The following is a 13,279-nucleotide window of genomic DNA, read 5'->3' as shown; positions in this document are numbered from 1 at the left end:
AGGCTACAACAGCGATACATCGCACGAAGAAAATGTGTATACACTTTCGAGGAGTCTCGCATATTTCCACTGCTGATGCGCGTTCTTCATCCTATACAGCACCACTTTTACAATTAATAAAAATTAACTTTTAGAAAACAGCCTAAATAAAAGAAGAGCACAACAAACCCATGTATCTTGCTAGATACGTAGGCTTGTGTACTCTTGATCTTGAATCCATAAATCAATTGATTGCTTTGTGAACAAAATGCGCGTTCCGATCTTCATGTGTGGAATCTGTTTCTCCTTCACCAGTGTATAAATGGTATCGGCATGCACCCCAAGATAATTCGCCACTTCATTTACTGTAATAGTCTGCCGTTCCATAATAAAACCCTCCCCCTACGAATAGATAAAAGTGAAATGAACCGAAGTTAATCGGATAAAAACATTTCTTAATACTATAATCGTAGGAAGAGGGTAGTTTGGTGGCATCTATTTTGAAAGTTTTTGAAAAAAAGATTTTGTGTTACTTAAAACATTAATTGAAATGGTTGTTCTATCCTCTCACAAAATAAAGAAATTAAAATAAAGAAAGGAGTTTTTAAAGTGAATATTGATTATAGTGGATGGGAATTCTTCGATGATTTTATAGAGGAATATAATGAAAAAGGGTATTATTTGTATGACCATGGCGCACACAAAATCGATCTTTCAAAAATAATGGGATTAAGTTATAAAGGCGTAATTGATTCTCCTTCACCGCCTCTACACCCTTATTCAACTTTCGCGCCCTATGAATGAATAAATCTTTTCATTTCTCATTACTTTTCTTGTCAATCTTGGTAGAAAACGCAGTCATCAAACCTATAAAAACAGGCAATAAACTCCATAAAAAGAATCCCCAATGGTTTGTCATTAAAGATAATGCTAAGAAGAAAGCAAGTGCTACAATTGAAATATAAACAGAACGTTCTTGATATTTATTCATCTTGCACACTCCTTTTTAAACAATTAAAAATATTTTGCATTTAAATTTTAACACACATTCCTTCATTAAAGTGGCCAAATCGATTTGAGTACTGTCGCTTATTCCGTTCTTGCGCGAGATTGATGAATAATTCATCACCAATAAACAAAGTCTTTTTTATTTATTCAATAATCATCATTTTTAAATTCAGCTTGAGGACAACGTTTTTTTAATTCTGATAGAAAATTTCTTACCCGCTATTCATGTATTTATTTATTGTAACCGTGGAAACATTGAGGTTTTCTGCAACTCCACTTGTTGTTACTCATATCTTTCAATCCTGCTAAAGCCATTATCATCTTATCTTCTAATTCTATATTTATTTTGTCGCTCATCTTATACACATACTCTCTCTAATTCTAAATCTATTATAAATGATGCAGGTTCTACGCCAAGCGCTCCATGGCCATTTACCATATCATAGCAACCCTCTCCAAAGTTGACTTTCCCCTCCAATCCATCTATACTATTCTCTTGTGGATTATACTTGATATAATCGGGTGGGAGAGGGATAGAAGGAAATATGAGGAGATTTCATGCCTTATAAAAAACAAGATGCGGGTAATGCGCTAACGAAAGGAAATTGGCGTACGGAGATTATAGCTGGACTGATTGGTTACCTGACTACGGTGTACATTGTGGCGGTGAACGGTTCGATCTTAAGTGAAGCTGGATTATCTATCGAGAGTGGCATGATGGCTACGATTCTAGCAAGCTTTGTCGGAACATTGTTCATGGGCTTGTATGCTAAGCTTCCATTGATTTTAATTCCTGGAATGGGAATTAATGCGTTGTTTGCCTATTCCATTGTGGAAGGAACAGGGCTTAGTTTTCAAGAGGGTTTAGCTGTTGTCATCGTTGCTTCGGTATTATTTCTAATCACCGCGTTTAGTCGATTGGGATTGATACTAAAAGAAGCGATACCGAATTCGTTAAAGCATGCGATTACAGTTGGGTTAGGTTTTTTCTTAATCCTAATTGGGTTAGAAAAAAGTGGTTTGGTTGTTAGCGGTGAACATACGATTATCGCGATCGGTGACTTTACTTCACCAACGGTAATTGTAAGTCTACTGACATTATTCCTGGCGATCTTTTTATTTATGAAAAATGTTCCAGCAAATTTTTTAATCACAATGATTAGTGGAACCGTGTTAGCTTATTTGTTCGGTATTCTGGACAAGGGGTCTAGTACCGTAAACGTGAATGCTGAGGAATTAATTTTTATTCCGTCTTTTACAGCAATCGATGAACTATCATTCTGGTTAGCTGTTTTCCCGCTGGCGATGATTCTTATTTTTGAAAATATGGGATTGTTACATGGACAGCTAGACATGCTGAAACGGGAAAACCGTTACGAAAAAGCATATCGTGTTACAGCATTTTCTTCGTTGACGTGTGCTTTTCTTGGAACATCACCAACTGTTTCAGCTGCAGAGAATGCGGCAGTTATCGCATCAAACGGAAAAACAGGTAGAGTGGCAATCACAGCGAGTATCTTATTCCTGGCGACGATATTTATTATTCCGTGGATATCGATCATACCAAATACAGCAATTAGTCCGATTTTAATTATTGTTGGTATACTGATGGCGCAAAACATTCGTCATATTTATCTAGATGATTTATCAGAAGCAGTACCTGCATTTCTAATAGCTGTTATGATTCCATTCACATACAGTATCGCTGATGGAATGGCATTTGGCTTTATTGCCTATCCGATTGTAAAACTAGCGCTTGGGAAGCAAAGAGAACTTTCATTCGCATTAGTGATCATATCATCACTATTTTTGTTCGACTTTTTGATGAAGATTGTTGGATTTTAACAAAATGAGAAGCCATACTGCACAGGTATAACTTGTGTGGTATGGCTTTTATTGTTGTATTTAATCGAAAATCACAAATTATCTACTTGTATTGTTCAATAATCTTACCCTTCAGTTATCGATGAGCGACGCGTGAATTTCGCGGACTTTAAATCCGTTATTTGTACAATATACAATAAAGGTCTAATTTCTAATATTCACTTAAAAAGCTTGTGATCTCCTTGTATATTTACGTAAATAACATCCTCTGTGTCCGCCAAACCTAAGAATTAGGGTCAATTCTCATCAAAATAGCGGATTTGATGTCCGTTAAAAAACAAAAGGAATAAGGCTTCATTTTGAAGCCTTATTCCGGGTCCAGCAATCGCTTGTCAATGTTTAATTAATAAGGATCTGCTTCGTGGCTTTTCTTCACAGCATCCTTAGTTGCTTTATTCTCAGCCATCGAACCTTCACCATATTTCGAAATACCTGCATCACGTCCAGGGACATTGTTTTCCTTCTTATCTTCTTGTATTTCTTTCATTTTCTGTTCGATACCTTCCTTCACACGACGACCATAGTCTTCATCGGCTTGGGAGAAGTGCCCAATCATTGCATCTTGAATTCGTTTGTCACATACCGCAAGCGCTCCGGAAAGGTTTTCGATCAATTCGTCACGTTCCCAATCTTCAAAGCTGCGATATGTATCGCCTGCTTGACCGTAATTGTTAGGACGATCAATAGGCGCACTCATTGCTGCCGCATTATATGTTGGACGATGCTGTGGTGGTTCTTCTTCACTAACTTCTTGATAACCGCCAATCATCGATGGCTCATAGTTTATGTGTGGATTATCCCTAGATTCTTTCGGATCATGGATATCCATTTGGCCACGGTGCTGGTTTGAGCGAACGGTTGTTTTCGGTGCATTCACAGGTAAATTTAAGTAGTTCGCACCTACTCGATAGCGCTGCGTATCGGAATAAGAGAAGGTACGACCTTGCAGCATTTTATCGTCTGAAAAATCCATTCCATCGACAAGCACCCCTGTACCGAATGCGGCTTGCTCAATCTCCGCATGGAAATCCACTGGATTACGATCAAGGACCATACGACCTACTGGCAACCACGGGAATTTATCTTCTGGCCATAGTTTCGTATCGTCAAGCGGATCAAAATCTAGTTCAGGGTGATAATCATCCTCCATAATCTGCACAAAGAGTTCCCATTCCGGATAATCTTCCCGCTCAATAGCTTCATATAAATCTTGTGTTGCATGACTTACGTTCTTCGCTTGAATAGAGCTCGCTTCTTCTTGTGTTAAGTTACGAATCCCTGATTTTGGCTCCCAGTGATATTTCACTAATACAGCCTCACCTTTATCATTAACCCATTTATACGTGTTTACTCCTGAACCCTGCATGTGGCGGTAAGTTGCGGGTATACCCCATGGAGAAAATACAAATGTGATCATATGCGTAGCCTCAGGCGAACGGGAAACGAAATCAAACATCCGCTGCGGATTTGGTACGTTCGAAACCGGATCAGCTTTAAATGCGTGAATCATATCTGGAAATTTCATCGCATCACGGATGAAGAAAATTTTTAGGTTATTCCCAACCAGATCCCAGTTCCCATCTTCTGTATACATTTTCATCGCAAATCCGCGTGGATCTCGATCCGTTTCCGGTGCATCTTTTGCTCCTGCCACTGTGGAGAAACGAACCATTAAAGGTGTTTTCTTCCCAGCACCCGAAAAAACTTTTGCGCGCGTATATTTCTCTACCGGTTCATCTCCAACTTTTCCATACGTTTCAAAATATCCAAATGCGCCAGATCCTCTTGCGTGAACGACACGCTCTGGTACCTCTTCACGATCAAAATGGGAAATCTTTTCAATGAAATGATAGTTCTCAAGTGTGGCCGGGCCACGATCACCAATTGTACGGATATTCTGGTTATCTGCCACAGGGCGGCCTTGGCGCGTAGTCAATATCTCGCGTTTCACGTCTTGTCTTTTTGAATCATCTTTGCCTTTGTTCTCTGCCAAAATTAATCCTCCTCAACATTAGTTCTACCTATTTTTCCTCTTATTAGAAAAGTTATACAGGAATAAGGGTGCTTGCTGTTTAGAGTATATTTTAATATATAATTATATTAATAAGTTTATCTACGAGATATCCTAGACTAAAACAGAAAACACGTGAACTCCCAATGGGATTTCACGTGTGAAATTTGCACCTCATACAGGTACACCATTAAACAGCTCTGTTCACTCATAATCATATTATTAGGAAACTATTGTTTGATTTTAATAACCTGAAAATTCTTCAATTCTGATGTTGTTTTCATTAACTCCAGCCTCAACAAGCATTTGACGCATGTCTTTGACCATACCAGGAGGACCGCATAAATAGTAAATCGGCTTGCTAATATTCGATACATTTCTCTTGAGCATACCAGCGTCAATCAAACCGCTTTCTCCTCCCCATTCATTGGGTTCGGTATCGGTCATCACAGGCACAAACGAAAAGTTCGGATTTTTTTCGGCAAAACCCTTTAAATCGGTCATAAATGCTGAATCTACTTGGGTTTCGTTGGCATACAACAGGGTAAGCTTGTGAGGCAGTTGGTCATGTGTAGCCTGAGCAATGATGCTCCGTACCGGCGTGATTCCGATACCACCAATTATAAATACAGCTGGCGTCGTGCTATCCTCGTGTAAGGTAAATTCGCCGCGGGGCTCATCGAATTTTACCTCTGTGCCAATTGTGAAATCTTCTATCCACTGTTTAAAAGCCGAATCAGATATACGAGTGGCCGTCATAACCTCCTTTTCATACGGAGCGGATGCCATTGAAAATGCACGCTCTTTAACTTCATCATTGGTCACTTTCGGTTTGTTCAGTGTCATATCGCAATATTGCCCAGCTTTATATGTAAACCCCTGTGGTTTTTCCCAGTAAAAGGCCATTGTGTCATTCGCAATTTCTTCTTTTTTCAGTAATTTTGCTTTGTATTTTGGCTTCATTTGTTCCTATATTCCTTTCCTCTGGTAAAAATTTTTATTATATTGGGCATGTTTAGTTACCTAACGCATCTTTATTTTATATTCTTTACAACCGTAACTTGTTATATGCATCCGAAACTCGCATATAAAAAAGAGCATATTCTTCTTCTACGGATTTGCTCGTGATTACTGAAGATCAATTTTATAATTTTCATTTCTTCTCTTTTTCGGCACTTTATTATAGTTGTTACGATCATGGAATCTTCAATCCGAATGGTAGAATATAGGTATAATTAGTCAATCGCATAGGAGCCTCTAGTATAGTATATGCAGGAGATAGAGCAAATAGAACCTATTAATCATAACTTATTTTACTTGTAATCCTTGTCACCCTCTTTTAAACAAGCTGTAACCGCACACATAGAAATACCGTGGTAAGATTAGCTTGTCAATTATTAAAGGGGGACTACATAAATGAAAAAGTTAGTAGCTTTATTTGTAGGTTTACTATTTACAGGTATTTTTGCAACATCCGTATCTGCAGCTGAATATGAAGTAAAAAAGGGAGACACTCTTTGGGATATAGCAATTAACCATAATACAAACGTGGACGAATTGATGGATATAAATGGATTAGAATCCTCTTTAATACTTCCTAAACAGGTATTGAAAATTAATGAAAGTAAAATAGATTATTACATTGTTAAAAAGGGAGATACACTGAGCCACATCAGCAAAAATCACAGTATTGGCGTAACGGTCGCGAGCCTAAAAGCGTGGAATGATCTTCCTTCTGATTTAATCATCACCGGACAACGGTTGATTATAAATGGGACGGAACCTGCTCAACAGGAAGCAACAAAACAAGAGGCACAAGAGACAGAAGATACTAGCACAACCGCCCGTGTCCCTAAAACTGAGCCAGCTGAAGCGAAAGTAAGTAAAAATGTAAGTAAAGCGGAAGAGGAAGTAGAAGGAAGAACATTTTCTGTTGAAGCAACTGCTTACACAGCTTATTGCACAGGGTGTTCAGGGATAACGTCAACAGGGGTAAATTTGATAAATAACCCCAATGCGAAAGTTATTGCCGTTGACCCGAACGTAATACCTCTTGGTACAAAGGTCCATGTAGAAGGCTATGGTTATGCCATTGCAGCGGATACCGGTGGTGCTATCAATGGGAGAAAAATAGATGTCCATCTTCCAACTAAGGATCAAGCGTACAACTGGGGTAGAAGAATGGTGGAGGTTACTATTGTCAACTGATTAAGTACCAAAGAAAGTTTCTTGAAAGAAACGCTTTACGATACATTCCTAGTTTATTTAATATATTTTATTGATAGAAAGTAACAATGAAGGCTTTGGTGAGAATTATCCAAACAATAGTAAAAGGCTGAACGGTGCGCTGACACCACTCAGTCTAAGTCCGATAGCCCATCAAAGAGGCAACTTATAAGTAAAGAAATAACCACCACTAGTTCGTAGGCTAAGGGTGGTTATTTTTGTTTATTCGGATCTGCATCCGATTGCTGAATAGGGCTTCAATACTCTCCATGAAAATGCTCATGGATTCTTTAATGCAGCAAAGTGAATACCCAAAATGTTTCAAACGATTCGTAAGTGTACATTTATCCTTTCGCCCTGATATAATATTTATGTTTTTTAATTATTTACCGTGCGAAAAGTCGCCTTCCATAACAACATTCGCTTCATTACCATCTAGTTCTACGATTGTTAAACTAGTCCCTTTTATGTACGGTGGGTCCCAAAGTTTTTCAGTGGATGCCTGTTTGAAGTACGCCATTAAGCTTTTTATTACCACACCATGGGTAACAACCAGGACTTTTCCATCCTTGTTTTCTTCTTTAATACGATTTATTGCTCCTAACACACGCTCGCGTAGTTCGGTAAAACTTTCTCCAGTAGCTGACGTGTAAAGATGTGGTGTTTTCCAAAAGGATTCCATTTGTTCCTGATTGGTTGCCACTATTTTCGATTGTAACTGGCCTTCCCAATCTCCCATATTAATCTCTCGTAGATTGTCATCTAAATTAACGGATAACTTTCTTTCCCCACATATTAATTCGGCTGTTTTTCTAGTTCGGTTGCTAGAACTGACATAAACTGCTCCGAAATCAACATCTTTCAGTCGCCCTCCTAAACGAATCGCATTTTTGATACCGTTCTGGGTTAGTTCGGAATCTTTCCAGCCTTGCATGCGCTTTTCCATGTTCCACACAGTCTCCCCGTGTCTCGTAATATATAACGTTAGCATTGCTACATCTCCCAGACCTCATTATCGCAGAGACGCACGTCTTTTTCTATTTTCCCTCCTCGCTGGAGCTGTTGCATGGAGTTGCTTTTCTTCATCCGTCTGTGGTGACACCTTTGGTACTGGAACAGGCTTCCCTTTCTCATTTACTGCAACCATCGTAAGAAACGATTCTGTCGTTAGTGTTATCTTATTTCGGATCAAATCATGTGCGGTTACTTTTACATAAACCTCCATCGAGCTATTTCCGGTGTAAGTTACATATGCTTCAAGCGTCAATGAATCTCCTACTTTAGCCGATGAAAGAAAATCGACCGAATCAATCGAGGCAGTAACAACAGCACTACTTGAATGTTTCATCGCTGTTAGGGCAGCTATTTCATCGATATAAGCTAATACCTTTCCACCAAATATCGTATCTAAGTGATTGGTGTCTGGTGGTAGGACCAAGCGAGTTTGAACTGTTTTAGTAATTGGTACAATGATATTTCCCATAATAAAAAAACCTCCCAGTAAAATAAAAAAACACCCTCTAAAAATCAGAAGATGGCATGACAATACATAATAATTCCGAATGAAATTATTTGATCGCAAACATCCCCCTATCTCCCGTAGGAAAAAATGTACTTCCTTATGGCAGGTCTCCTGGCTCAGAGTCATCAAATCCTTTTACCCCTTCCCATTTCTTTAGAAACAGTGGTTTTATAATGGATTCTACTCAATACAGTGGCGGGACCGCGTTGGATTTTAACCAACTTCCCTTTTCAACTTTTCTCAAAGTCACCATAAAATTAATATTAATTTCGATTTATTATATCATGAAGTGAGTCATTTTCGTTTAATATGTTCTATGTATCTTTCCCGAGATAAGAAGCTACTGTTAGTGCTAATAGAAAAAAGCAAAGAGACAATGCCCTTCGCTTTTTAAAAATTTTTAACTTAATTCCAACTTATTCCACCGAAAAAATATACGAATATATCGGCTGATTCCCGTTATGGACTTCAACCTCTACATCTTCATATGTATCTTCTACATAGTTGACAAGCTTTTCTACTTCTTCATCACTTACATCTTCCCCTTGCAGGATTGTAAGGATTTCATCATCTTCTGTGATCATACCTTCCAAAAGCAATCGCACAGTCTCCAATTTATCTTGATGTGTTGCTTTAATTTTCCCATCTGCAATCCCCATGAAATTACCATTTTCAATTGGTATTCCATCTATTTGAGTATCACGAACTGCATAGGTAACTTGTCCAGTCTTAACATGCCCACATGCTTCATGCATTGCTTTTTTGTTTTCATTTATCTCAGAATCCGGATGAAAAGCAAGAATAGCACTTATTCCTTGTGGAATTGTTTTTGAAGGAACGACAGCAGCATTAACTTCTGCAAGCTCTGCCGCTTGTTCAGCAGCCATTATAATATTTTTATTATTAGGTAAAATAAGTACATTTTTTGCGTTTGCGTCGATTATCGCATTTGTTATATCCTGCGTGCTAGGGTTCATCGTTTGGCCACCTTCAATAACAATTGAAGCACCTAAACTTTCAAGTAATGACTTCAAGCCTTTACCCATCGCAACTGTCACAATTGCATATGGAACCTTTTCCTTAGGAGCTGGTTTTTTGTCACCAACAATAGCAGTATGTTGCTCACGCATATTTTCTATTTTCATATTAATTAAGCTTCCATACCGTTGACCTAATGTCATAGCATCACCAGGATATTCAGCATGGACATGTACTTTTACTACATCTTCATCTGAAACAACTAACAGCGAATCGCCGAGGTCACTTAATTCGTCCCGGAATTCTTCTTCATTATATGGATGTTCCTTTGTCTTTTTTTCTTCAAATTTAACCATGAATTCTGTACAATAGCCAAATTCGATTTCACTTGTATCCATGAAATCCTGAGCGATTTTATGGTGTTCTGCATTCACCATTTCATCCATTTCAACATCCGATGTCACACCTTCAGGCAGTTCTTCTCCTTTTAACGCGGCTAAGAATCCTTCATAAATGGTAACAAGACCTTGCCCACCTGAGTCCACTACACCTACTTCTTTCAAAACAGGTAAAAGACTGGGCGTACGTTTAAGTGATGCTTTTGCTTCAACTAAAACTTTTTCCATTAAAGCGATTACATCTTTTTCATTTTTCGCTTCTTTAACTGCTACTTTTGCAGCGTCTTTTACCACTGTTAAAATTGTACCTTCAACAGGCTTCATTACAGCCTTATATGCAGTGGAAACACCCATATCAAAAGCTTTAGCCAGGTCCTTCGTTGTTAGATCTTCCTTTTTGTCCATACCTTTTGCAAAACCACGGAATATTTGGGACAAAATTACACCCGAATTACCTCTAGCTCCCATTAATAGGCCTTTAGAAAAAGCAAGGGCTACTTCTGAGATATTAGAACTATCCATTTTCTTTACTTCACTTGCTCCTGAAGTCATCGATAAATTCATGTTTGTACCTGTATCTCCATCTGGTACTGGAAATACATTCAGAGCATCAATTTTTTTGGCATTGTTTGTTAGATGGTGTGCTCCAGAGCGTACCATCTGTGCGAAGATTATGCCGTCTAACGTTCGTACTGTCACTACAGTTCCTCCTCTTTCATTACAAATAAACAAAGGATCAATCTTTTTCTACACGCACACCTTGAATATAAATATTGACTGAGTCTATGGACAGTCCTAATGATTTATTCAATGTATATTTAACCTGTGATTGTACGTTGTGCGCTACTTCGGATATTTTTGTACCATAGCTTACAATAATATACATATCAATATGAAGATAATCATCTTCTTGACGAACTAGCACACCACGCGCAAAATTTTCTTTGCGTAAAATTTCAGAAATTCCATCTTTAATTTGATTTTTTGAAGCCATCCCTACAATTCCATAACACTCAACAGCTGCACCACCTGCAATTGTTGCTATAACATCATTGGTAATTGTTACATGACCGTCATTTGTATTAAGTTCAATGGACATAGTTATCCTCCTTTAATACCCATCATTGATAAGGATATTCTACTATAAACATGCAAGTTTTTAAAGCACTTATGCTCTAGACACACATAGCCCCTTATAACAATGACCGTAATTCTTTGTTCTGTCAAGTTAATTTTCTTGATAAATTATCATAGATTCATTGCGTTATTGGTAAGGTTATGATAAATTATATAAGTAGTAAAATGTCACATGTATGAGTAGGAGTGATTAACATGGCTAGAAAATGTGTTGTAACTGGACGTAAAACTCACAGTGGAAACCAACGTTCCCACGCTATGAACTCGAGCAAGCGAACTTGGAAAGCTAATGTACAAAAAGTACGTATTATGGTAGACGGCAAACCTAAAAAAGTTTATGTTTCTGCTCGCGCACTTAAGTCAGGTAAAGTAGAGCGCGTATAATATACCTTTTACATTAGTATATGTCTAAAAAGCACCCACTATTAGTTGGGTGCTTTTTTACTTATCTAGCTGTAGCTCTAAAAGCCCACCATAAACAAAGACCAGTCGCCTCCGCTTTTTCTCTGTCTAGCTGCGCCTCCTAGCGCCTAGCAAATAGGCAGTCCTGTTGAAAGGTACGCATAGTTCGGCGTACTTTCACAGTCTTCCTATTTGTACGTCGCTGACCAGTCGCCTCCGCTTTTCTGACTTGTCTATAAAAAAATAAGCTTTTGTCATTGTTCTGACAAAAGCTAAATAATAATTATTTTTCTTTCTTAAACATGCCTATCACTACCCTGACACATCCACCGATAAATCTTGGGAGCTTAATAGTATAAAATTTCATGAGTTCCCCCTCCTCCATTGACAAAAACAGCTTGAATTGGAATCGTCTAGTCCTATCCATCACGACTCTTTATAAGTAATAGTATGCCTTCATCGAAAGAAAAAGTACCATTATTTAAAAGAAGCTTGTTTGAAATGCAACGAGTTGAACCCAAAAATAAATGATAGTTCTCAAGTGGATAATAAAATCCTTCTAGTGTTAGGCCTTTGACGTGTCCCGAAAACGGAACAAATGATATGTTTGGAAATCTTTTTTCGGAACTAATTCCATAGGAACCAGGTACAACTATTTCTATGCGATTCGATTTATCAATTATGACTCCAGAACATTTTCGCTCCAGTAGTGAGTATAACATTTGAATATTGATGAGCTCATGATCCAATCTACCACCGGTTACCCCAAAAAAGTAGATTGTATCGCCTTTTAGCTCAATTGCTTTTTCTATGGCGATTTCAATATCTGTTTGATCTTTTTCTGATGGGAATTTAGTAAAAGACCTTGAAGCTTTTTCTATAGTTGTCTCTTCTTGCTTATTAATAGAGTCAAAGTCTCCGAGCGCATAATCAAGTGGAAGGTGATTGTTAAGTATGATCAGTGAGCCACGATCTGCTCCAATCCATATATCGATTACATCTCGATAATAATCCAAATCAGGTATTAATTCCTCTGGCCCATTTGCTACAATGCCTATCGTTTTCATATACTTAATCCGATGCTTTAGTTGCTTGAATGATAGCTTCTATTGCTTGCTTTCGATCTGATTTATTATAAACCGCACTTCCCGCAACTAGAACGTCTGCACCTGCATCAACACAGGTCTTAGCAGTATCTACATTTACTCCGCCATCAATTTCTATTTCAAAAGACAGACCAAGCTCCGTGCGCCACTCATCAATTTGTTTAACTTTAGGGACAACATTGGAAATAAATGATTGCCCACCAAACCCTGGGTTAACAGTCATCAATAGTACCAAATCTACATCTGGAAGTATTTCTTTTATCATATGGGCTGGTGTACCAGGGTTAATAACAACTCCAGCTTTCACATTATAACTTTTAATTAGCTGGATTGTTCGATGCAGATGTGGACAAGCCTCTTGATGTACCGTAATTATGGATGCGCCAGCTTCTGCAAATCCTTTAATATAGGCATCAGGATTTTCAATCATCAAATGTACATCCAATGGTAAATTCGTGATTGGTTTTATTGCCTGCACAATTAAAGGACCAATCGTAATGTTTGGAACAAAATGCCCGTCCATAACATCAACATGAATATAATCTGCTCCGCCTTTTTCAACATCTTGAATCTCTTGACCAAGTATCGAAAAATCGGCTGAAAGTATAGAAGGTGCTATTTTAGTCAT

Annotated in this window: 15 protein-coding genes and 1 riboswitch; of the genes, 4 read left to right on the top strand and 11 right to left on the bottom strand. The window is 38.1% G+C overall.

What is annotated here, in order from left to right:
- Positions 1-180: 180 nt before the first annotated feature.
- Positions 181-366, bottom strand: coding sequence for a helix-turn-helix domain-containing protein (locus AC3G7N_RS03470; RefSeq protein WP_489420748.1), 186 nt, complete (start codon positions 364-366; stop codon positions 181-183).
- Between the two features lie 222 nt (positions 367-588).
- On the opposite strand from AC3G7N_RS03470, the gene AC3G7N_RS03465 reads away from it, so the two are divergent.
- The gene (locus AC3G7N_RS03465; protein WP_489420747.1) at positions 589-783 is read left to right on the top strand and encodes a hypothetical protein; all 195 of its coding nucleotides are present in this window, start codon (positions 589-591) and stop codon (positions 781-783) included.
- Between the two features lie 10 nt (positions 784-793).
- Here the strand turns inward: AC3G7N_RS03465 and AC3G7N_RS03460 are convergent, their stop codons facing one another.
- A complete protein-coding gene (locus tag AC3G7N_RS03460; RefSeq protein WP_489420746.1) occupies positions 794-970 on the bottom strand; it encodes a hypothetical protein in 177 nt (58 codons plus the stop codon).
- A 575-nt stretch (positions 971-1,545) separates the two neighbouring features.
- Between AC3G7N_RS03460 and AC3G7N_RS03455 the strand changes: the two genes are divergently transcribed.
- On the top strand, positions 1,546-2,832 hold the full coding sequence (locus tag AC3G7N_RS03455) for an NCS2 family permease (RefSeq protein WP_489420745.1): 1,287 nt from the start codon (positions 1,546-1,548) through the stop codon (positions 2,830-2,832).
- A gap of 382 nt (positions 2,833-3,214) precedes the next feature.
- On the opposite strand, the gene AC3G7N_RS03450 is transcribed toward AC3G7N_RS03455, so the two are convergent.
- Both AC3G7N_RS03450 and AC3G7N_RS03445 read right to left on the bottom strand, forming a co-directional pair.
- Complete coding sequence (locus tag AC3G7N_RS03450) at positions 3,215-4,864, bottom strand: catalase (RefSeq protein ID WP_489420744.1); 1,650 nt, start codon at positions 4,862-4,864, stop codon at positions 3,215-3,217.
- A 261-nt stretch (positions 4,865-5,125) separates the two neighbouring features.
- The gene (locus AC3G7N_RS03445; protein WP_489420743.1) at positions 5,126-5,845 is read right to left on the bottom strand and encodes an FAD-dependent oxidoreductase; all 720 of its coding nucleotides are present in this window, start codon (positions 5,843-5,845) and stop codon (positions 5,126-5,128) included.
- Positions 5,846-6,298: 453 nt separating this feature from the next.
- Here AC3G7N_RS03445 and AC3G7N_RS03440 point away from each other — a divergent pair, with 453 nt between their 5' ends.
- The gene (locus AC3G7N_RS03440; protein WP_489420742.1) at positions 6,299-7,090 is read left to right on the top strand and encodes a 3D domain-containing protein; all 792 of its coding nucleotides are present in this window, start codon (positions 6,299-6,301) and stop codon (positions 7,088-7,090) included.
- 400 nt (positions 7,091-7,490) lie between these two features.
- On the opposite strand, the gene AC3G7N_RS03435 is transcribed toward AC3G7N_RS03440, so the two are convergent.
- The 4 genes from AC3G7N_RS03435 to AC3G7N_RS03420 all read right to left on the bottom strand — a co-directional run bounded on the left by AC3G7N_RS03435 (position 7,491) and on the right by AC3G7N_RS03420 (position 11,105).
- Positions 7,491-8,099 (bottom strand): histidine phosphatase family protein, encoded by a 609-nt coding sequence (locus tag AC3G7N_RS03435; RefSeq protein ID WP_489420741.1) that lies wholly within the window; start codon positions 8,097-8,099, stop codon positions 7,491-7,493.
- 21 nt (positions 8,100-8,120) lie between these two features.
- Positions 8,121-8,591: an acyl-CoA thioesterase gene (locus tag AC3G7N_RS03430; RefSeq protein WP_489420740.1), complete on the bottom strand. Its 471-nt coding sequence runs from the start codon at positions 8,589-8,591 to the stop codon at positions 8,121-8,123.
- A 123-nt stretch (positions 8,592-8,714) separates the two neighbouring features.
- A riboswitch (cobalamin riboswitch) is annotated at positions 8,715-8,899 on the bottom strand.
- A gap of 147 nt (positions 8,900-9,046) precedes the next feature.
- Positions 9,047-10,705, bottom strand: a complete 1,659-nt coding sequence (locus AC3G7N_RS03425; RefSeq protein ID WP_489420739.1) for a DAK2 domain-containing protein — start codon at positions 10,703-10,705, stop codon at positions 9,047-9,049.
- Positions 10,706-10,742: 37 nt separating this feature from the next.
- On the bottom strand, positions 10,743-11,105 hold the full coding sequence (locus tag AC3G7N_RS03420; protein WP_489420738.1) for an Asp23/Gls24 family envelope stress response protein: 363 nt from the start codon (positions 11,103-11,105) through the stop codon (positions 10,743-10,745).
- 233 nt (positions 11,106-11,338) lie between these two features.
- Here AC3G7N_RS03420 and rpmB point away from each other — a divergent pair, with 233 nt between their 5' ends.
- Positions 11,339-11,527 (top strand): 50S ribosomal protein L28, encoded by a 189-nt coding sequence (gene rpmB, locus AC3G7N_RS03415; protein WP_489420737.1) that lies wholly within the window; start codon positions 11,339-11,341, stop codon positions 11,525-11,527.
- 301 nt (positions 11,528-11,828) lie between these two features.
- Here the strand turns inward: rpmB and spoVM are convergent, their stop codons facing one another.
- Genes spoVM through rpe form a run of 3 tightly spaced genes read right to left on the bottom strand, consistent with a single transcriptional unit; the run spans position 11,829 to position 13,279 of the window.
- Positions 11,829-11,912, bottom strand: coding sequence for a stage V sporulation protein SpoVM (gene spoVM / locus AC3G7N_RS03410; RefSeq protein WP_489420851.1), 84 nt, complete (start codon positions 11,910-11,912; stop codon positions 11,829-11,831).
- Positions 11,913-11,964: 52 nt separating this feature from the next.
- Entirely contained in the window at positions 11,965-12,612 is a 648-nt protein-coding gene (locus AC3G7N_RS03405) for a thiamine diphosphokinase (RefSeq protein ID WP_489420736.1), read from the bottom strand.
- A 4-nt stretch (positions 12,613-12,616) separates the two neighbouring features.
- Entirely contained in the window at positions 12,617-13,279 is a 663-nt protein-coding gene (rpe, locus tag AC3G7N_RS03400) for a ribulose-phosphate 3-epimerase (RefSeq protein WP_489420735.1), read from the bottom strand.

Source organism: Virgibacillus carmonensis (assembly GCF_057836705.1).
Note: the sequence above shows the minus strand (reverse complement) of the source record. Positions and strands in the feature narration are given on the sequence as shown.

Bases quoted from the DNA above. Each gene is read 5' to 3' on its own strand.
- AC3G7N_RS03445 (WP_489420743.1), bottom strand. From the start codon at position 5,845: ATGAAGCCAAAATACAAAGCAAAATTACTGAAAAAAGAAGAAATTGCG.
- AC3G7N_RS03460 (WP_489420746.1), bottom strand. From the start codon at position 970: ATGAATAAATATCAAGAACGTTCTGTTTATATTTCAATTGTAGCACTT.
- AC3G7N_RS03405 (WP_489420736.1), bottom strand. From the start codon at position 12,612: ATGAAAACGATAGGCATTGTAGCAAATGGGCCAGAGGAATTAATACCT.
- AC3G7N_RS03455 (WP_489420745.1), top strand. From the start codon at position 1,546: ATGCCTTATAAAAAACAAGATGCGGGTAATGCGCTAACGAAAGGAAAT.
- AC3G7N_RS03420 (WP_489420738.1), bottom strand. From the start codon at position 11,105: ATGTCCATTGAACTTAATACAAATGACGGTCATGTAACAATTACCAAT.
- AC3G7N_RS03440 (WP_489420742.1), top strand. From the start codon at position 6,299: ATGAAAAAGTTAGTAGCTTTATTTGTAGGTTTACTATTTACAGGTATT.
- AC3G7N_RS03470 (WP_489420748.1), bottom strand. From the start codon at position 366: ATGGAACGGCAGACTATTACAGTAAATGAAGTGGCGAATTATCTTGGG.
- AC3G7N_RS03435 (WP_489420741.1), bottom strand. From the start codon at position 8,099: ATGCTAACGTTATATATTACGAGACACGGGGAGACTGTGTGGAACATG.
- rpmB (WP_489420737.1), top strand. From the start codon at position 11,339: ATGGCTAGAAAATGTGTTGTAACTGGACGTAAAACTCACAGTGGAAAC.
- rpe (WP_489420735.1), bottom strand. From the start codon at position 13,279: ATGACTAAAATAGCACCTTCTATACTTTCAGCCGATTTTTCGATACTT.
- spoVM (WP_489420851.1), bottom strand. From the start codon at position 11,912: ATGAAATTTTATACTATTAAGCTCCCAAGATTTATCGGTGGATGTGTC.
- AC3G7N_RS03430 (WP_489420740.1), bottom strand. From the start codon at position 8,591: ATGGGAAATATCATTGTACCAATTACTAAAACAGTTCAAACTCGCTTG.